The 18,864-nt window shown below is 68.1% G+C and carries 19 protein-coding genes; 6 read left to right on the top strand and 13 right to left on the bottom strand.

What is annotated here, in order from left to right; translation table 11 throughout:
* Positions 1–48: 48 nt before the first annotated feature.
* The 6 genes from BKK80_RS17815 to BKK80_RS17790 all read right to left on the bottom strand — a co-directional run bounded on the left by BKK80_RS17815 (position 49) and on the right by BKK80_RS17790 (position 5,322).
* Positions 49–690, bottom strand: coding sequence for a deoxynucleoside kinase (locus BKK80_RS17815; RefSeq protein ID WP_071070365.1), 642 nt, complete (start codon positions 688–690; stop codon positions 49–51).
* A gap of 45 nt (positions 691–735) precedes the next feature.
* Positions 736–1,248, bottom strand: a complete 513-nt coding sequence (gene folK, locus BKK80_RS17810) for a 2-amino-4-hydroxy-6-hydroxymethyldihydropteridine diphosphokinase (RefSeq protein ID WP_071015267.1) — start codon at positions 1,246–1,248, stop codon at positions 736–738.
* Complete coding sequence (gene pcnB / locus BKK80_RS17805; protein WP_071015263.1) at positions 1,245–2,747, bottom strand: polynucleotide adenylyltransferase PcnB; 1,503 nt, start codon at positions 2,745–2,747, stop codon at positions 1,245–1,247. The genes folK and pcnB overlap by 4 nt, the downstream gene beginning before the upstream one ends.
* A gap of 1 nt (position 2,748) precedes the next feature.
* Positions 2,749–3,423, bottom strand: coding sequence for a histidinol-phosphatase (locus BKK80_RS17800; RefSeq protein WP_071015261.1), 675 nt, complete (start codon positions 3,421–3,423; stop codon positions 2,749–2,751).
* Between the two features lie 90 nt (positions 3,424–3,513).
* Positions 3,514–4,221, bottom strand: a complete 708-nt coding sequence (gene hda / locus BKK80_RS17795; protein WP_071015258.1) for a DnaA regulatory inactivator Hda — start codon at positions 4,219–4,221, stop codon at positions 3,514–3,516.
* A 30-nt stretch (positions 4,222–4,251) separates the two neighbouring features.
* Complete coding sequence (locus tag BKK80_RS17790; protein ID WP_071015256.1) at positions 4,252–5,322, bottom strand: AI-2E family transporter; 1,071 nt, start codon at positions 5,320–5,322, stop codon at positions 4,252–4,254.
* Positions 5,323–5,511: 189 nt separating this feature from the next.
* Between BKK80_RS17790 and purM the strand changes: the two genes are divergently transcribed.
* Positions 5,512–6,564 (top strand): phosphoribosylformylglycinamidine cyclo-ligase, encoded by a 1,053-nt coding sequence (gene purM / locus BKK80_RS17785; protein WP_071015253.1) that lies wholly within the window; start codon positions 5,512–5,514, stop codon positions 6,562–6,564.
* A 105-nt stretch (positions 6,565–6,669) separates the two neighbouring features.
* Here purM and BKK80_RS17780 read toward each other — a convergent pair whose 3' ends face one another.
* The 3 genes from BKK80_RS17780 to mutL form a co-directional block, all read right to left on the bottom strand.
* On the bottom strand, positions 6,670–7,191 hold the full coding sequence (locus BKK80_RS17780) for a GNAT family N-acetyltransferase (RefSeq protein ID WP_071070363.1): 522 nt from the start codon (positions 7,189–7,191) through the stop codon (positions 6,670–6,672).
* Between the two features lie 87 nt (positions 7,192–7,278).
* Entirely contained in the window at positions 7,279–8,229 is a 951-nt protein-coding gene (gene miaA / locus BKK80_RS17775) for a tRNA (adenosine(37)-N6)-dimethylallyltransferase MiaA (RefSeq protein ID WP_071070361.1), read from the bottom strand.
* Positions 8,229–10,274: a DNA mismatch repair endonuclease MutL gene (mutL, locus tag BKK80_RS17770; RefSeq protein WP_071070359.1), complete on the bottom strand. Its 2,046-nt coding sequence runs from the start codon at positions 10,272–10,274 to the stop codon at positions 8,229–8,231. Before mutL ends, miaA begins: the two co-directional genes overlap by 1 nt.
* Before the next feature lie 126 nt (positions 10,275–10,400).
* Between mutL and BKK80_RS17765 the strand changes: the two genes are divergently transcribed.
* Positions 10,401–11,066 carry a VTT domain-containing protein gene (locus BKK80_RS17765; protein WP_083384142.1) on the top strand — a complete coding sequence of 222 codons (666 nt, stop codon included), beginning with the start codon at positions 10,401–10,403 and terminating at the stop codon, positions 11,064–11,066.
* A gap of 91 nt (positions 11,067–11,157) precedes the next feature.
* Here BKK80_RS17765 and BKK80_RS17760 read toward each other — a convergent pair whose 3' ends face one another.
* Positions 11,158–12,006 (bottom strand): SirB1 family protein, encoded by an 849-nt coding sequence (locus BKK80_RS17760; protein WP_071015240.1) that lies wholly within the window; start codon positions 12,004–12,006, stop codon positions 11,158–11,160.
* An 82-nt stretch (positions 12,007–12,088) separates the two neighbouring features.
* A complete protein-coding gene (gene murJ, locus BKK80_RS17755; RefSeq protein ID WP_071015237.1) occupies positions 12,089–13,639 on the bottom strand; it encodes a murein biosynthesis integral membrane protein MurJ in 1,551 nt (516 codons plus the stop codon).
* Positions 13,640–14,010: 371 nt separating this feature from the next.
* Here murJ and rpsT point away from each other — a divergent pair, with 371 nt between their 5' ends.
* A complete protein-coding gene (gene rpsT, locus BKK80_RS17750) occupies positions 14,011–14,277 on the top strand; it encodes a 30S ribosomal protein S20 (RefSeq protein ID WP_071015234.1) in 267 nt (88 codons plus the stop codon).
* A 249-nt stretch (positions 14,278–14,526) separates the two neighbouring features.
* Here rpsT and BKK80_RS17745 read toward each other — a convergent pair whose 3' ends face one another.
* Positions 14,527–14,826, bottom strand: a complete 300-nt coding sequence (locus BKK80_RS17745) for a DUF3579 domain-containing protein (protein ID WP_071015232.1) — start codon at positions 14,824–14,826, stop codon at positions 14,527–14,529.
* A gap of 396 nt (positions 14,827–15,222) precedes the next feature.
* On the opposite strand from BKK80_RS17745, the gene argF reads away from it, so the two are divergent.
* The 3 genes from argF (at position 15,223) to BKK80_RS17730 (ending at position 17,739) form a co-directional block, all read left to right on the top strand.
* A complete protein-coding gene (gene argF, locus BKK80_RS17740; RefSeq protein ID WP_071037919.1) occupies positions 15,223–16,146 on the top strand; it encodes an ornithine carbamoyltransferase in 924 nt (307 codons plus the stop codon).
* A 179-nt stretch (positions 16,147–16,325) separates the two neighbouring features.
* Positions 16,326–16,637, top strand: coding sequence for a pyrimidine/purine nucleoside phosphorylase (ppnP, locus tag BKK80_RS17735; RefSeq protein WP_071037920.1), 312 nt, complete (start codon positions 16,326–16,328; stop codon positions 16,635–16,637).
* Between the two features lie 61 nt (positions 16,638–16,698).
* Entirely contained in the window at positions 16,699–17,739 is a 1,041-nt protein-coding gene (locus tag BKK80_RS17730) for a patatin-like phospholipase family protein (protein WP_071037921.1), read from the top strand.
* A 25-nt stretch (positions 17,740–17,764) separates the two neighbouring features.
* Here BKK80_RS17730 and murB read toward each other — a convergent pair whose 3' ends face one another.
* Positions 17,765–18,775, bottom strand: coding sequence for a UDP-N-acetylmuramate dehydrogenase (gene murB / locus BKK80_RS17725; RefSeq protein WP_071037922.1), 1,011 nt, complete (start codon positions 18,773–18,775; stop codon positions 17,765–17,767).
* Positions 18,776–18,864 lie beyond the last annotated feature (89 nt).

Below are 18,864 nucleotides of genomic sequence, written 5' to 3'. Positions count from 1 at the left end.
CGGAGGCGGTCGCTGTCGTTATGGTTGGAATCTGCCAGGCGGAGCCTGTCAGGGCGCAGCGAGATTGAGAAAGGCCTTGCGGCCGCGCATCGTTTCGACGCGCGTCAGTAGTGTACGGAAATCGCCGTCATTGTCCACCGGATTGAAATGCGCGGTGTCGACGATCAGGACCGGTGCCTCGTCGTAGCGATGGCACAGCTCGCCGTAGGCGCCGCACAGGCGCTCCAGGTAGGGCAGGTCGAGACCGGTTTCGCCGGGAGCGCCGCGTCGCGCAATGCGCTCATGCAGCAGCGCCGGGGGCGCGTGCAGCACGATGACGAGGTCGGCGCGCTGGGCAGGCAGGGCGACGCGCGCGGCGATGGCGTCATAAAGGGCCAGTTCGTCGGCGGGCAGGTTCAGCTCGGCGTAGAGGCGGTCGCGCTCGTGCAGGCAGTTCGTCACCATGCGCTGGCCTGCCAGCAGCGCTTCCTGCCAGCGCTGCGCCTGCGCCGCGCGCTGCGTCAGGCAGGCCAGCTGCAGCGGCAGCGCATGGCGCGCGCGGTCGCGCAGGAAACGTTCGAGGAAGGGGTTGTCGCGCACGCCGTCGAGCAGTTCGCCGCTGCGCAGGGTCTGTGCCAGCCGCCGCGCGAGCGCGGTCTTGCCGGAGCCGACGGGGCCTTCGACGATGATGCGGCGCAGATGGTCGAGCATGGGGGAAGGAAACGGGTCAGGCGGTGCGGCGCCCGTGCGGCAGGTTCAGGCGCCGGCCTGTTGCTGGCGCTTGCACTTGCAGGGTGTCATTTTCTCGATGCGCTGACCAGCCACCGCGGGCAGGTGGTCGGCAGCCCGGCCGCGCCCCGGGATCACCAGCCCGGGGTCGATCTCCAGCAGCGGCACCAGCGTGAAGGCGCGCTCGGTCACGCGCGGGTGCGGCACCGTCAGGTGCTCGTCGTCGTGCTGTTCGTCGCCGAACAGCAGCAGGTCGAGGTCGAGCGTGCGCGGCGCATTGTGGAAAGGGCGCTCGCGGCCGAACTGGTCCTCGATGTGGTGGCAGATGCGCAGCAGCTGCCCCGCCGTGAACGAGGTTTCCACCTTGACCACGGCGTTGTAGTAGTCCTCGCCCTGCGCGTCGATCGGCGCGGTGCGGTAAAAAGACGATCTCGCCAGCACCGTGATGCCGACCTGCTGCGCCAGGCACACGACGGCATCCTTCAGCGCCTGGCGGGCATCGCCCAGGTTGGCGCCGATGCCGATAAAGGCAAGTGTCATTCCGATTCCTCCGGCTGGCTGCGGGGCTCGCCCGCTTCCGAGTCGCTTCGGGAGGACACTTTATCCGATTTCCGCGGACCGCGCCGGCGACGCTTCTTGCGCGCGCCGCCCTCGCCTTCGCCCTCGGCGGCCGGGCCGCGGGCGCTGCGCGCCGAGTCGATCAGGGCTTCGCGGCCGTCGGAGTCCGCATCCTGGAAGGACTGCCACCAGCCGGCCATTTCCTCGGGCAGCTCGCCCGACTGGCAGCGCAGGTGCAGGAAGTCGAAACCGGCACGGAAGCGCGGCGATTCCAGCAGGCGGAACGGCATGCGTCCGACGCGCTTCTCGAAGCGCGGCTGCATGCCCCAGATATCGCGCATGTCGGTGACGAAGCGGCGCTGGATGGCCAGCTGGCCGGTCTGGCGCTCGAGCACGTCGTCCATGGCCGTGTTGAGCGCGGCGATCGGATGCTCGCCGGACTCGCGCAGCGCGGTCCAGCGCTGCAGCACGTGGTGCCACAACAGCGCGGCGAACAGGAAGCCGGGCGAGACCGGCTTGCCGGCCTGCACGCGGCGGTCGGTGTTGTCCAGCGCGAGCTGCACGAAGCGCTGGCCCAGCGGCTGTTCCAGCGCGACGTCGAGCAGCGGCAGCAGGCCCTTGTGCAGCCCTGCCTTGCGCAGTTCCTGCAGCGAAGCCCAGGCGTGGCCGGACATCAGCAGCTTGAGCATCTCGTCGAACAGGCGCGCGCTGGGCACGTTGTGGATCAGCGAGGCCAGGCCGGCGATGGGCTGGCGCGTGGCTTCGTCGATGCCGAAGCCGGTCTTGGCCGCGAAGCGCACCACGCGCAGCATGCGTACCGGATCCTCGCGGTAGCGCGTGACGGGGTCGCCGATCATGCGCAGCGTGCGCGCGCGCATGTCTTCCATGCCGTGATGGTAGTCGTGCACCGTCTGCGCCGACGGGTCGTAGTACATCGCGTTGATGGTGAAGTCGCGCCGCTCGGCGTCTTCTGCCTGCGTGCCCCACACGTTGTCGCGCAGCACGCGGCCGGATGCGTCGATGGCGTGGGTCTTGCTGTCGAGCTCGGAGCGCTTCAGGCGGCGGCCCTCGGGCAGCGTCTCGCTGGCGACCGCGTCGACCAGGGCACGGAAGGTGGAGACTTCGATGATTTCCTGCTCGCGCCCGCCGTAGAAGGTGACGTGCACGATCTGGAAGCGCCGGCCGATGATGCGCGAGCGGCGGAACAGCGCCTGCACCTGCTCGGGCGTGGCGTTGGTGGCGACGTCGAAGTCCTTGGGCTTGATGCCGAGCAGCAGGTCGCGCACGGCGCCGCCGACGATGAAGGCCTGGTAGCCGGCCTGCTGCAGCGTCGAAGTGACCTTGACCGCGTTGCGCGAGATCAGCGCCGGATCGATGCCGTGCTCTTCGACCGCGATGACGCGCGGTGCGTGGGCGCGGCCTTGCCGGCGCTGCTTCGGCGCCGGCTTGCCGAGCAGCCGGGTGATGAGCTTCTTGATCACGTCAGAACAGGTCCATGATGCGCCAGCCAGCTGCGGCGGCGTGGTGGCGCAGGCGATCGTCCGGGTTGGCGGCGACCGGTTCGCTGACCTTCTCCAGCAACGGCAGGTCGTTGGCCGAGTCGCTGTAGAAAGTGGTGGCGTCGAAATTCCCCCAGTTGTGGCCCAGCGCCTCGAGCCAGTTTTCGACGCGGGTGATCTTGCCCTCGCGGAAGCTCGGCACGCCGGCCACTTCGCCGGTGAACTGCCCGTCCGGACGGCCGTCGGCGGTGGCCGGCTCGGTGGCGATCAGGTGCGGGATGCCGAAGGCGGCCGCGATGGGGGCGGTGACGAAACTGTTGGTGGCGGTGACCACGGCGCACAGGTCGCCGGCTTCCAGGTGCTTGTAGACCAGCGCACGCGCCTGCGGCGTGATGACCGGCTCGATCACCTCGTGCATGAAGCGGCTGCGCCACTCCTCCAGCCGCGCGCGCGGATTGGCCGCCAGCGGCGCCAGCGCGAAGCGCAGGAAGGCCTGGATATCCAGGGTGCCCGCCTTGTACTGCCCATAGAACTCGTCGTTCTTGCGGCGATAGGTATCCTCGTCGACGACGCCGAGGCGCACCAGGAAGCGGCCCCATTCGTGGTCGCTGTCGGTCGGAAGCAGGGTGTGGTCGAGGTCAAACAGTGCCAGATTCATGGGCGGCGATTTTACATTAAGCGGGTCGGGGCGGTCGGAAGCGGCTGGCGGCTAGGGCGGCGGTCCTGGGTCGGAGGCGGCGCAGGCCGCTCAGTCGCGGAATTCGGCGAACATCTCGCGCAGCAGCGGCAGCGTGACCGCTCGCTTGCGTTCCAGCGAGTAGGTGTCGAGGGCGTCGAGCAGAGCCATCAGGCTGGGCATGTCGCGGTAGTGGCGCGTCACCAGCCAGTGGGCGATTTCCGGCGAGAGCTGCAGCCCGCGCTCGCGTGCGGCTTGCAGCAGCGCCGCCATCTTATCCTCGTCGGAGAGCGGCGCCAGCTGGTAGACCAGGCCCCAGCCCAGCCGGGTGCGCAGGTCCTCGCGTACCGCCATCGCCCGTGGCGCGGCCGCGCCACCTACCACCAGGGCCGTGCGTGCATAGGCGCGCACCTCGTTGTACAGCGAGAACACGGCGATCTGGCGCGCCTCGTCCAGCAGCTCGACGTCGTCCACCGTGTAGAGCTGGCAGTCCGGATCGAAGATGAAGTCGGCCAGCGCATGGTGGGGGCTGAGGTAGCGGCAGCGCATGCCGGCCTGCAGGGCGGCGTCGCAGACCGCGTGCAGCAGGTGGGTGCGCCCGGAGCCGGCCTCGCCCCACAGATAGATCAGGCGGTCGCTGGCGCGCTCCTGGGCCAGGGCCGCGGGCAGGTCGCGCAGGCGTTGCACCGGCTCGCGGTTGGCTGCCACGAAGAAATTCTCGAAGGTGGACGGCGGTGGGCTGCCGAGTTCGAGCGAGAGCTGCTTGGGACGCTGGAACATGATGTATTCGTTACTTTCGTGCGGCCATGCCTACTTGCGGTAGAGATCGCTAGCCAGGTAAACGCGCCGGATCTGGCGCGCGCCGACCAGCAGCACGGCGCAGGTGGGCAGCGCCAGCAGCACGCCGAAGAAGCCGAACATCTGGCCGAAGGCGAGCAGGGCGAAGATCACCACCAACGGGTGCAGCCCGATGCGCTCGCCGACCAGGCGCGGTGTCAGGTAGAAGCTCTCGATGAACTGGCCGATGCCGTATACCACCGCCACTGCCGCCAGCCCGTACCAGTTGCCGAACTGCAGCAGGGCGGCGACCACGGCCAGCGCCAGGCCCATGCCGAAGCCGATATAGGGGATGAAGACCGCCAGGCCGGTGAAGACGCCCACCGGCACGCCGATGTCGAACCCGGCGAGGCTGAGTCCGATCGAATACAGCGCCGCCAGGATCAGCATCACCAGGATCTGGCCGCGCAGGTACTGCGACAGCAGCGCGTCGGTCTCGCTGCTCAGTTCGCGCACCTTGGGCACCCAGCGGCGCGGCACCACATTCTCGATGCGGCGCATCAGCCGGTGCCAGTCGACCAGCAGGTAGAACATGGCGATCGGCACGATGAACAGGGTGCCGGCGGCGGTGATCAGCGCCGAGCCCGACAGCTTCACGTAGGTCAGCACGGTCGAGAACATGTCCTCGGGGCTGGCGGCGAAGCGGTCCGACAGCATGCTGCGCAGCCCCGGGAAGTCGAAGCGGACGCGCACGCCGATCTCCGCCAGGCGCGGTGCCACCACGGCATTGAGCTTCTTCAGCAGTGCCGGCAGCTGGTCGCGCAACTGCGGCACCTCGCGCTGGAGCACGGCCACCAGCAGCAGCGACAGCAGCACGCAGATCACCAGCAGCAGCAGGATCATCAGCACGGTGCCGAGCGCCCGGGGCAGGCGGTGGCGCTCCATCCAGTCCACGCCGGGATTCAGGATGTAGGCGAAGATGAAGGCGAACAGGAAGGGCGTCAGCACCGGCGCCAGCGCCACGATGGCCGCGAAGAAGGCGGCGGCCAGCACCACCCAGAGCAGGATGCGCTTGGCTTCTTGCGACAGCAGGGGAGCGTTCATCGGGCGGTTTGCGGTGGCGTGCGTGCCGGAAACTGGAAGCCGGGAGCCGGTATCCGTTAAAATTGCGATTCTACTGGACTCGCGGCCGTCGACCGACTCGGCGGCACGGCGCACATGCCGGTTGCCGCACATTGGTTCCCGCGCGAGCGTTGCCGCACTTCTCAATTCCTCAAAGACAAGCTGAATCTCATGAGCGCAACCCCGACCTCCGGCCAGGCCGGCCTCTCCTACCGCGACGCCGGTGTTGACATCGACGCCGGCGACGCGCTGGTCGACCGCATCAAGCCGTTCGCCAAGCGCACCATGCGCGAAGGCGTGATGGCCGGCATCGGCGGGTTCGGTGCCCTGTTCGAGCTGTCGAAGAAATTCCGCGAGCCCGTGCTGGTTTCCGGCACCGACGGCGTCGGTACCAAGCTCAAGCTGGCCTTCCAGCTGCAGCGTCACGACACCGTGGGCCAGGACCTGGTCGCCATGAGCGTCAACGACATTCTGGTGCAGGGCGCGGAGCCGCTGTTCTTCCTCGACTACTTCGCCTGCGGCAAGCTCGACGTCGACACCGCCGCCACCGTGATCCAGGGCATCGCCCAGGGCTGCGAACTGGCCGGCTGCGCGCTGATCGGCGGCGAGACCGCCGAGATGCCGAGCATGTACCCGGATGGCGAATACGACCTGGCCGGCTTCGCCGTCGGCGCGGTCGAGAAGAGCGAGATCATCGACGGCAGCAAGATCGCCCCGGGCGACGTGGTGCTGGGCCTGGCCTCGTCGGGCGCGCATTCGAACGGTTACTCGCTGGTGCGCAAGATCATCGAGGTGGCCAAGCCCGACCTGAACGCCGACTTCCACGGCCAGCGGCTGCAGGACGCCATCATGGCGCCCACCCGCATCTACGTGAAGCCGCTGCTGTCGCTGATGCAGGCGCTGCCGGTCAAGGGCATGGCCCACATCACCGGCGGCGGCCTGACCGAGAACGTGCCGCGCGTGCTGGCGCAGAACCTGACCGCCGTGCTGCAGCGCGACGCCTGGACCCTGCCGCCGCTGTTCCAGTGGCTGCAGGCGCAAGGCCAGGTGGCCGATGCCGAGATGCACCGCGTCTTCAACTGCGGCATCGGCATGGTGGTGATCGTGGCCAAGGAAGACGCCGAGCGTGCCATCGCTCATCTGCAGGCCGCCGGCGAGTCGGTGTGGCAGATCGGCGAGATCCGCGAGCGCGAGGAAGGCCAGGCACAGACCGTGGTGGTCTGAGGCCGGACCGGCGGCGCGCCTTGCGCGCCGGCATGGTGCGCCGTGGGCGCGCCATCAAGAGCCCGCAAGCTTCGGCCTGCGGGCTTTTTTCTTATCCGTGACCCGTCAGATGCCCGCGGCCGGTGCGCCCAGCCTGGCCAGCGCGTCGCCGGTGACGCGGCAGATGCGCCAGTCCGGCATCACGTCGGCGCCCATCGCCCGGTAGAACTCGATGGACGGCGTGTTCCAGTCCAGCACGCTCCATTCGAAGCGGCCGCAGCCGCGTTCCAGCGCCAGCGCCGCCAGGTGCCGGAGCAGCAGCTTGCCGAGGCCGTGCCCGCGCCAGGCCGGTTCCACGAACAGGTCTTCCAGATACAGGCCGGGTTTGGCCAGGAAGGTGGAGAAGTTGTGGAAGAACAGGGCGAAGCCGACACTGCGGCTGCCCTCCGGCGTGGTGGCGTCGACCAGGATGGCCTCGGCGTGCGCCTGGGGACCGAACAGCGCCTGCTCCAGCCGGGCCGGCGTGGCCTCGACCAGATGGTTCAGCTTCTCGTACTCGGCCAGCGCCGAGATCAGGCGGAACAGGGTGCCGCAGTCGGCGGCGGTAGCCGCGCGCAGCGTGAAGGAGGTGGGACGGTCGACGGACATGGCAGGCTCGGATGCGAACAATGAGTGCCGGATTATCGCTCAAGCGTCACTTCGGCTCCGTGCCGGGGCTGGCACGGCGTGCCGGGCTCAGCGGTCCAGGCCGGCCAGCGCTGCCACCTGCTGCACATAGTCCGGCGCCAGGCAGTCCACCACCAGCCGCTCCGGGGTGCTGCGCAGCCAGGTCAGCTGGCGCTTGCAGAGCTGGCGCGTGGCGGCGATGCCACGTTCGCGCATGGTGTCCCGGTCGCTTTCGCCGTCCAGGTATTCCCAGGCCTGGCGGTAGCCGACGCAGCGGATCGACGGCAGGCCGGGATGCAGGTCGCCGCGTGCGCGCAGCCGTTCCACTTCCTCGATCAGGCCGCCGGCGAGCATGGCGTCGAAGCGGGTGGCGATGCGCGCATGCAGCACGGCGCGGTCGCCGGGCTCGAGCGCGATGACGCGGAAGCGTGCGCCGGCGCTGCCGGCGAAGGTGCGGCCTTCGGCCTGGCGGGCCAGCAGGGCCGACATCGGTTGGCCGCTGAGGCGGTGGATCTCCAGCGCGCGCTGGATGCGCTGCGCATCGTTGGGCGCCAACCGGGCCGCGGTGACCGGGTCGACCTCGGCCAGCATGGCATGCAGCGCGGGCCAGCCGCGCGCGGCCGCCAGCGCGTCCAGTTCGGCACGCACGGCGGCATCGGCCTGGGGCAGCTCGTTCAAGCCCTGCGTCAGCGCCTTGTAGTACAGCATGGTGCCGCCGACGATCAGCGGTTCGCGGCCGCGCGCGCGGATTTCGCCGATCAGGCGCTCGGCATCGGCGACGAACTGGGCCGCCGAGTAGCTGTCGACGGGGTCGATGATGTCGATCAGGTGGTGCGGCACGGTCGCCAGTTCGGCGGCGCTGGGCTTGGCTGTGCCGATGTCCATGCCACGGTAGACCAGGGCCGAGTCCAGGCTGATGATCTCGAGCGGCGCGCGCGCGGCCAGCGCCAGCGCGGCGGCGGTCTTGCCGGACGCGGTGGGGCCGAGCAGGCAGACGACCGGGTTTGGCGCGGCGGGCATCACTGGCCGCGCAGGAAGAGCCGGTCCAGCTCGCCCACGCTCAGCTGTACCCAGGTCGGGCGGCCGTGGTTGCACTGGTCGGCGCGCTCGGTCTGCTCCATCTGGCGCAGCAGCGCATTCATTTCTTCCAGCGTCAGGCGGCGGTTGGCGCGCACCGCGCTGTGGCAGGCCAGCGTCGCCAGCAGTTCGTTCTGGCGCTCCGCCAGCACGCGCGAGCCGCCGAAGGCCTGCAGGTCGCGCAGCACGTCGCGCGCGAGCGCTTCGGTGTCGGCCTGCTTGAGCAGGGCGGGGATGGCGCGTACCGCCAGCGTGGTGGGCGAGACCGGCGCGATGTCGAAGCCCAGCAGGGCCAGCGTTTCCTGGTGCTCCTCGGCGGCACCGATCTCGACCGGGCTGGCCGGCAGCGTGACGGGGATCAGCAGCGGCTGTACCGCCAGCTCGCGCGTGGCCAGCGCGGTCTTGATCTGCTCGTAGAGAATGCGCTCGTGCGCCGCATGCATGTCGACCAGCACCAGTCCGCGTGCGTTCTGTGCCAGCACGTAGATGCCGTGCAGTTGCGCCAGTGCGAAGCCGAGCGGCGGACCGTCGGCCGCGCTGGCGCCGTCCGCGCCGCCGGCGGCTTCGGCAATGCCGGTGGCCGCCGGCAGGGGCGGGCGGGCCGCCGGCGCGGGTTCGGCCGCCAGCGCGTCGAGCAGGCCCGGTGCCTCGTCGCCGCGCGCGGCCTCGGCGTCGGCCAGCCAGGCCGGCGGATTGGCCGAGGGCGTGAAAGGCGCCGTTGCGCCGCTGCCGGCCGGCCGCGCCGGCGCCATCGCCTCACGTACCATGCCCAGGTAGGCCTGGCGCGGCTGCTCGATGCCCAGCGCCGTCTGGCGCGCGGCGGCCGTGTAGTCGACCCAGGGCGTGCCGCGTGCCTGTCCCGCGCCGGCCGGCATGCCGGCGGGGCGGACGCTGCTGTCACTGCCGCCGCCCGCGTTGCCCGGGCGATCGAGGGCGGCCCCGCCGGCATCGCTGTGCAGGCTGTCTCCCTGCTCGCCGGCCTGGCGGGCCAGGCAGCGCTGCACCGCGTGATAGACGAACTGGTGCACGGCGCGCGATTCGCGGAAGCGCACCTCGATCTTGGAGGGGTGGACGTTGACGTCCACCATCTCCGGCGGCAGGTCCAGGCACAGCACATAGGACGGGAAGCGGTCGCCGTGCAGCACGTCCTGGTAGGCGCTGCGCACCGCGTGCGTCAGCAGCTTGTCGCGCACGAAGCGCCCGTTGACGAAGAAGAACTGCTGGTCCGGCCGGCCGCGCGAGGCGGTGGGCAGGCCGGCGAAACCATACAGGTGCAGGTCGCCGGCCTCTTCGTCGAGCGGCAGGCGCGCCCGCGCGAAGTCGCCGCCCAGCACCTGGGCGGTGCGGGTGGCGACGTCGCCGGCATTCCAATGCTCCATCGGCTTGCCATTGTGATGGACCGAGATCGCCACGTCCGGCCGCGCCAGGGCGACACGGCGCACCATCTCCAGGCAATGGCCGAGTTCGGTCTGTTCCGATTTGAGGAACTTTCTGCGTGCTGGCGTGTTGAAGTAGAGGTGCTGCACATCGATGGTGGTACCGACCCCGCCGGAGGCGGGTTGCAGCGCGCCGTTCTCGGCGTTCAACTGGGTGGCATGCGGATCGGCGGCGGTGCGGCTGGTCAGTGTCAGGTGGGACACCGAAGCGATCGAGGCCAGCGCCTCGCCGCGGAAGCCGAGCGTCAGCACGGCCTCCAGCTCGTCGAGCGAGGCGATCTTGCTGGTCGCGTGGCGCATCAGTGCCACCGGCAGCTCGGCTGCCGGAATGCCGCAGCCGTTGTCGGTGATAACGATGCGGCGCACGCCGCCTTCCTCCAGCCGGATGGCCAGTTGTCCCGCGCCCGCGTCGAGGGCGTTTTCGAGCAGTTCCTTGACGACCGAGGCCGGCCGTTCAACCACCTCGCCGGCGGCGATCTGGCTGATCAACTGGTCGGGCAAGGGGCGGATCGGGCGCGCGGGTTGCGCGGGGCGGGAAGCGGTGGCGGGCATGGGCGGATTATACGTGTGGCGCATCGGACCAAGCGGGTGGCCTGCGACGTGGGAATGGCCGGCGGCTCTTGTATGATGTGGGGCTGATTACAGAATCTTCAGAATCAATAGAGAACGGGGAACGAATTGGATATCGCATTGCAGTTCATCGACATACTGCTGCACGTCGACAAATACCTGGGCACCGTGATCCAGCAGTACGGGTCCTGGGTCTACGCCCTGCTGTTCCTGATCGTCTTCGCCGAGACGGGCCTGGTGGTGGTGCCCTTCCTGCCGGGCGACTCGCTGCTGTTCATCGCCGGCGCCTTCTGCGCCACCGGCGCCATGAACGAATGGGTGCTGATCGGGCTGCTGCTGACTGCGGCCATCGGCGGCAACACCGTCAATTACCTGATCGGCAGCTGGATCGGACCCAAGGTGTTCGACCTGCACTGGCGCTTCCTCGACCAGAAGGCACTGCGCCGCACCCATGATTTCTACGAACGCCACGGCGGCAAGACGCTGGTGATGGCGCGCTTCGTCCCCATCGTGCGCACCTTCGCGCCCTTCGTGGCCGGTGTGTCGCAGATGAGCTTCGGCCGTTTCCAGATGTTCAACGTGATCGGCGCCGTAGGCTGGGTGGCCGGCCTGGTCTTTGCCGGCTACTTCTTCGGCAACCTGCCTTTCATCAAGCAGTACCTGAACCTGATCGTGCTGGCCGGCATCGGCGCTGCCGTGGTGCCCCTGCTGCTGGGTGGCCTGTGGAAGCTGGTGCGCGGCGGGCGCGGCAATCCCACGCGGGCGCAGCGCTGAAACGCTCGGCCTGCCCCGGTCAAGCCGACGGGCCGCGTGAGCGGCCCGTTTGTTTTTGGCTTGGTCAGTGCCTGGGGGGCAGGTCAGGAATTCAGCTCAAGCTCCGGCTCATCAGCCGCAGTGCCGGCATGCGGTCGCGGATCTGCGTGCTGTCGGCGGCATCGGGCCGCGCTGCCACGTAGGCCTCGAGGTCGGCCAGTGCCGGCCGGAAGCATTCCAGGTTGGCGTAGGCCAGGCCGCGGTCGCGCACTTCCTCGATCGAGCCGGGCAGCAGGATCACCAGCCGGTTCTGCACCGCCAGCAGGCGCTGCCAGCGCGACTCCTGCAGATAGATGGACTTCAGGTTGCGCAGCATGCGCGCGATGATCTCGCGGTGGCTGGCCGTCTGCAGGAACAAGCCCAGTGGCACCTCGCCGCTGCCGCGGATGCCCTCCTGCTCGAGGTAGGGATCGAGCATCTCCTGCAGTTGTTCCTTCGACAGGGTTTCACCGGTGAGCGGATCCAGCACCACCTCACCGGCGGGGATCGACATCCGGACCAGGAAGTGGTTGGGGAAGGACACCCCCTTGAGTGGCAGTCCGATCTGCTGTCCCAGCTCCATGTACAGCACCGCGAGCGAGATCGGGATGCCGCGCCGTTGCCGGATGACGGCGTTCAGGTAGGAGTTGTCCGGGTTGTAGTAGTCGTTGGCATTGGCCGCGAAGCCAAGGTCGCGATAGAAGAAATGGTTGAGCAGGCGCAGGCGCTGGATGGCGGGTGTGCCCTCGGCGATCCGGCGCTTGAGCCGCAGGGCCATCAGGTCCAGCGCGGCGAGTTCGCCCTGCAGGTCGAGGTCGGGGTAGGCGTCCTGGGCAAGGGAGAGCGCCGTCTCTGTCAGCGGGATGCCGCCATCGTCGGCCACGAGGCTGGCGAAGTAATCCAGGACTTTCGTGGTGGTCATATCGGGTTCCTGAAGCGGCGCAGGGCGCCGCGTCCTGGCTGGCGCGCCGGATACGTTCCGCCGTGGCCTTCGGCGCGGCGGATCAGCCGGCCTTGCGCTTGAAGGCAGTGAATCTCAGCCCCATGAGCCACAGTGTACCGAAGTAGACGACCGCCGCAAGTACCAGGCACGATGCCAGCAGGGCCACGCGCAGCAGCGGCGTGCTGCCCAGGGCGACCCAGTCGAAGCTGCGCGCGAACCACAGCAGCAGCCCGGACAGCAGCGTGACCGCAGCCAGCAGTTGCGCGAGGAACAATGTCCACCCCGGTGCCGGTTCGTAGAGGCCGCGCCGGCGCAGGCCGATGAACAGCATCAGGGCGTTGAGGGTGGCGCCCAGGCTGATCGACAGCGCCAGGCCGGCGTGGCCGAAGCGGGGCACGAAGGCGAGGTTGGCGAGTTGGGTGATGACCAGCACGGCCACCGCGATCTTGACCGGGGTGCGGATGTCCTGCCGCGCATAGAAGCCCGGGGCCAGGATCTTGATCAGGATGAGGCCGAGCAGGCCGGTGCCGTAGGCCACCAGCGCCTGCCGCGTCATTTCCACCGCGTGGCCGTTGAACTTGCCGTAGTTGAACAGCACGGCCGTCAGCGGCGTGCCGAACACGAACAGCCCGACCGCGCAGGGCAGGGCCAGCAGAAAGGTCAGCCGCAGTCCCCAGTCGAGCAGGCCGGAATACTCGTGATGGTTGGCTTCGGCGCTGGCCTTCGACAGGCTGGGCAGCAGGATGGTCCCCAGCGCCACGCCCAGCAGCGCCGTGGGGAATTCCATCAGGCGGTCGGCGTAGGTCAGGTAGGAGACGCTGCCTGCGGCCAGCCGCGAAGCGATATTGGTATTGATGATCAGGCTGATCTGGGCCACCGAGACGGCCATCAGCGCCGGCACCATCTGCTTCAGGATGCGCCGCACCCCGGCGTCGGCCCAGGCGGCGCGGACATTGACGCCGATGCGCGGCATCACGCCCATCCGGCGCAGCGCGGGGATCTGGATGATGAGCTGCAGGATGCCGCCCACCAGCACGCCCCAGGCCTGGGCGTAGATCGGTTCACGCATGTGCGGGCCGACAAAGAGCGCGGCGAAGATCAGGCACAGGTTGAGCAGCACCGGGGTGAAGGCCGGCACGGCGAAGCGTCGCCAGGTGTTGAGGATGCCCGAAGCGAGCGCGACCAGGGAAATCAGGCCGATATAGGGGAACATCACCCGCGTCATGAAGACAGCCGCGGTATAGGTCTCGCTCTGCCCGCGGAAGCCGGTCGCCACCACGGTCATCACCACCGGGGCGCCGATCACGCCCAGCAGCGAGACTCCCATCAGGACCCAGGTCATCACCGTGCCGACGGCATCGATCAGGCGCCGGGTGTCGGCCTCGCCGCGCTTGCTGTGGTACTCGCCCAGGATGGGCACGAAGGCTTGCGAGAACGCGCCCTCGCCGAAGATGCGGCGCAGCAGGTTGGGGATGCGGAAGGCCACGTTGAAGGCATCGGTCATGTCCGAGGCCCCGAAGGCGCGTGCGATGAGGATCTCGCGCACCAGGCCCGTGATGCGCGAGAGCATGGTCAGGCTGCTGATGGTGGCGAGCGCTTTGAGCAGGTTCAAGATTGAGGCTGGAGCGAGCAAAGCGCCGGCGCTGGCCGTGCGGCCGCGGCGTCGGTGCGGAATCGGATGGACTTGCACCGGCGGGCCGCCGGGCCAGGAATCAGACGACGCGGGCGCGGGGAAGTTGCAGCGGGACCACGCGGGCCGAAGTGGCGCCTATTATACGGATCGGGCAGGCGGCGGACCGTCCCGTCGTTGGGCGGGATTCCTTCTTGCGTTTACGGCTGCTCTGTGTGTATAATCGCCGATTCACAAGGACAGTTGCGTTCCGGATTCGGTTATCTGTGCTTTACCGTGTATCCCGGGCCGCTAGATGTGCATTTTTGGCTGTGTCCCCGGGGCACGCATCTGAATTCAGGAAAACTAAGTAAATGGCAAATTCCGCACAAGCCCGCAAGCGCGCGCGCCAAGCCGTCGCCCAGAACGCCCACAACTCCAGCCTGCGCTCGCGTCTGCGTACCGCCGTGAAGGCTGTTCGCAAGGCGATCGCCACTGGCGACAAGGCTGCTGCTGCCGAGATCTTCAAGAACTCGCAGGCCGTGATCGACAGCATCGCCGACAAGAAGATCGTGCACAAGAACAAGGCTGCACGCCACAAGTCGCGCCTGTCGGCTGCCATCAAGTCGATGGCTGCCTGATTCCGGCAAGCTTGCGCGCGGCTCCGGTCGCGCGGTCGCGGCGATCCGCCAGGATCGTCGTCCAGCAAAAAGCCCGTCCATGTGACGGGCTTTTTGTTTTCCTGGCCTCCGCTTTCAGTTGCCGGACTGCCGGACGATTGCGTGCCTGCGTGCTGTGTCTTGTTTGTCTTGTGCGCAGTGTTTCGTCGCGGCCTGGAGGGTCGGTGCCGGGCCGCGAAGCGGGGAAGGGGGGGCGGAGATGGGGTGGGCTCAGCCGAGCGAGCAGGCCTCGACCAGCTGCAGGTTGTTGTCGCGGGCGAAATTCAGCACGAAATCCAGCGCCTTGGGCTCGATCTCCTTGAGGCGGACGTCCACGACCACGCTTTTGACGCCGCCGGCAATCACCGGGCGGACATAGGGTGAATAGGTCAGGCGGGGGTCGCCGGTGTCGCCTTCGGGGCGGAACTGCGCCATCACGCCGCACAGCCGTTCTGCCCAGTCGCTCGGGCGGAAGGTCTTGCCTTCCTTGGTGATGCCTTGGATGAAATATTCGCGAACGTTGGGGGTCATGAGACGACTGCGGCTGGAGGGTGACTCGGCGTAAGACCCGCGAGCACGGGCGCCGGGTTTGACGCGGCCGGCGAGCGTTGGTTCGCTTCCAGCCGGTCGGTCTGCGGGGCGTCGGTGCTTGCAGGGGCACTTTTGATGCCTGTGGCGGGCGGGGGCATGGGGTTGCCGCGCCCCGCGTGAATCAGCGGGTATTATATCTTATATAAGACCTGCGCATAAGGCTGCGGCGGTGCCGGGGTGCCGGATCGGGGTCCCTCCGGGCTCGCCAAAGGGTAAATAATCCCTTATGATTCTTGCAGTTAAATTGCGCAAGCGACGCGAAAGGCGGCTCCGCGACGCGCCTCGCCACCCGGCATCGGTGGCAGCGTGTCATCACCGAGCCGCCTTCTTTGTTTTATGAGCTCAACCCCGATCAAGCATTACCTCCAGTTCAGCGACCTGTCTCCCGAGGAGTACGAGTACCTGCTGGACCGCGCGCGGATCCTCAAGGCGAAGTTCAAGAACTACGAGACATGGCACCCGTTGCACGACCGCACGCTGGCCATGATCTTCGAAAAGAATTCGACGCGCACGCGGCTGTCCTTCGAGGCCGGCATCCACCAGCTCGGCGGCCATGCCGTGTTCCTCAACACGCGCGATTCGCAGCTGGGCCGGGGCGAGCCGATCGAGGATGCGGCACAGGTGATCTCCCGCATGGTGGACATCATCATGATCCGCACCTTCGGCCAGGACATCATCGAACGCTTTGCGGCGCATTCGCGCGTGCCGGTCATCAACGGCCTGACCAACGAATACCATCCCTGCCAGGTGCTGGCCGACGTCTTCACCTATATCGAGAAGCGCGGCAGCATCCAGGGCAAGACGGTGGCCTGGATCGGCGACGCCAACAACATGGCCTATACCTGGATCCAGGCGGCCGAGCGGCTGGACTTCCAGTTCCACTTCTCCGCGCCTCCGGGCTACCAGCTCGATCCGGCCATGGTGCCCGCCACCGCGGCCCCCCACCTCAAGGTGTTCGACGACCCGCTGGCGGCCTGCCAGGGCGCGGACCTGGTCACCACCGACGTGTGGACCAGCATGGGCTTCGAGGCCGAGAACGAGACCCGCAAGCGTGCCTTCCAGCAGTGGATGGTGACCACCGCGATGATGGACCGCGCCAATGCCGACGCCCTGTTCATGCACTGCCTGCCGGCCCATCGCGGCGAGGAGGTCGAGGCAGCGGTGATCGACGGACCCAAGAGCGTGGTCTGGGAAGAGGCGGAGAACCGCCTGCACGTGCAGAAGGCGCTGATGGAATACCTGCTCTGCGGCCGCTATTGAAGGCGCAAGGAGGCCGGCGGCGCGGCACGCGCGGCTGGTTGCGGGGCGAGTCGATGAAGTCGATGAAGTGAATGGGGAGGGGCCGCGCGGCCCCTCTTTTCACACGGTGGGCCAGGATTCGAAAACCCGGCCGGCAACCGGCAGGCGCCGGCCACCGGCCAGCAGCAAGGAGTGATTGCATGACCCAGTTCGACAACGTGTCCGTCGTCAAGAAGGCGAATCTCTATTTCGACGGCAAGTGCGTCAGCCATACGGTGCTGTTCCCGGACGGCACCCGCAAGACGCTCGGCGTGATCTTTCCCGCCAAGCTGAACTTCGGCACCGCCGCGCCCGAGATCATGGAGATCAATGGCGGCAGCTGCCGCATCCGCCTAGCCGGGTCGGACGCATGGCAGACCTACGGCGCCGGCCAGCAGTTCAGCGTGCCCGGCAACAGCAACTTCGACATCGAAGTACTGGAAACGCTGGACTACGTCTGCCACTACGGCTGAGCACGCCGGGCCGGCAGCGCCTGCCGCGCCGCCGGCCGCCGGGCAAGCGGGAGGGAGTGCCATGTCGCGCGATCCTAAGATGATCAACCTCGCCCTGCAGGGCGGCGGCGCCCACGGTGCCTTCGGCTGGGGCGTGCTCGACGCCCTGCTGGAAGACGGCAGGCTGGACTTCGACGGCATCAGCGGCACCAGCGCCGGCTCGATGAACGCCGTGCTGTTGGTGGATGGCATGGCTGAAGGCGGGCGCGAGCGCGCCCGCGAGAAATTGCATGAATTCTGGTACGGCGTTTCCCGCACGGGCTCGCCGTTCTCCACCTTCGGCCAGCAGACGGCCGACTGGCTGGCGGGCAACCACCATGGCGGCTGGCCGCTGCAGGAATGGACGAAGATGTGGGCCGGCTGGTGGAATGCCTCGGCCCAGGGCGGCAAGTACAACCCGCTGCGCGACCTGCTCGCTGCCCAGGTCGATTTCGAGCGCGTGCGCTGTTGCGCCGGCACCAAGCTGTTCGTGGCAGCCACTGACGTCAACAGCGGCAATGTGCGCGTCTTCCAGAAGCAGGACATCACGCTGGACGCGCTGCTGGCCTCGGCTTGCCTGCCCTACCTGTACCCGGCCGTCGAGATCGAGGGTCGCCACTACTGGGATGGTGGCTACATGGGCAATCCGGCCCTGTTCCCGCTGTTCTACCAGACCGACACGCGCGACATCCTGATCGTCCATATCAATCCGATCCGTCGCCCCGGTGTCCCCACGCAGCCGCAGGAGGTGATGGAGCGGCTCAACGAGATCACCTTCAACGCCTCACTGCTGCGCGAGTTCCGCGCCATCGCCTTCGTGCAGAAGCTGCTCGACGAAGACTGGCTGAGACCGGAATACCGCGATCGCCTCAAGTACCTGCTGATGCATTCCATCCGCGCCGATGACGCGCTGGCCGATCTGTCCTCCTCGACCAAGCTGGTCACGCACTGGAATTTCCTCGTCATGCTGAAGGAGCGCGGCCGCACGGCGGCGCAGGCCTGGCTGGCCAACCACTTCAAGGATGTCGGCAAGCGCGGCTCGGTGGACATCCGCCGCGAGTTTCTCTCCGACGACCCTCTTTGACGCAGGTCTGGCTCCGTGGCCCGGCCTACAGGACGACGGGCTCGGGCTCGATGCGCACGCCGAAGCGCGCCTGCACCGCGTCGGCGATGCGGGTGGACAGCGCCAGCAGCTGTGCGCCGTTGCCGCCGCCATGATGCACGAGGACCAGCGCCTGCTTCTCGTAGACACCGACCGCGCCGTCGCGCACCCCCTTGAAACCGCATTGGTCGATCAGCCAGCCGGCCGCCAGCTTGATGCGGCCGTCGGCCTGCGTGTAGTGCGCCATTCCGGGATGGACGGCGAGCAGTGCCGCGCCTTGCGCGGCACTGACCACCGGATTCTTGAAGAAGCTGCCCGCATTGCCGATGCGCGTCGGGTCGGGCAGCTTGCGGGAGCGGATGGCTACCACGGCGTCGAGGATGGCGGCAGCGCCGGGGGCCGGTTCGTCGTGCAGCTCGCGCGCCAGCTCGGCATAGCCGAGCACCGCCTGCCACGGCCGCGGCAGGCGCAGCGTGACCGCCGTGATGATGTAGCGATCCTTGCCTGCCTGCTTGAACAGGCTGTCGCGGTAGCCGAAGGCGCATTGCGCCGCATCGAGTTCGACGAAGGTGCCGCTGGCGCGGTCGTAGGCGCGCAGCGAGGCGAAGCGCTCGCGCAACTCGACGCCGTAGGCCCCGATGTTCTGGATGGGAGCGGCGCCCGCCGTGCCAGGGATCAGCGCCAGGTTTTCCAGTCCCGGCATGCCCTCGGTCACGGTGCGGCACACCAGCGCGTGCCAGTTCTCGCCGGCGCCGGCCGTGACCAGCCATGCCGTTTCGGAGGCGCGGGCCGAAAATCCCGGGATTTCCATCAGCAGTACCAGCGCCTGCAGGTCGGCGGTCAGCACCACATTGCTGCCGCCGCCGAGCACCAGTACCGGCAACCCCGCCACGCGCGGGTCGGCGAGCGCCGCCACCAGGTCGTCTTCACTGCGCACATGTGCCGCGAAGCGCGCGCGGACGTCGAATCCGAATGTATTGTGGCGGCGCAGGGGATAAAATTCGTGGAGATCTGCCATGCGGGATCTGATGAGGCGGCCGCCGAATGACGAGGGCCGGCCTGGACTGCGGAGTTGGCAGGATTATACGGAAGCGCTGGCGCCAGGCG

The sequence above is a fragment of the Cupriavidus malaysiensis genome, assembly GCF_001854325.1.
Lineage (GTDB): Bacteria > Pseudomonadota > Gammaproteobacteria > Burkholderiales > Burkholderiaceae > Cupriavidus > Cupriavidus malaysiensis.
The sequence above is the reverse complement of the archived record's forward strand: the minus strand, read 5'-3'. Positions and strand labels throughout refer to the sequence as shown.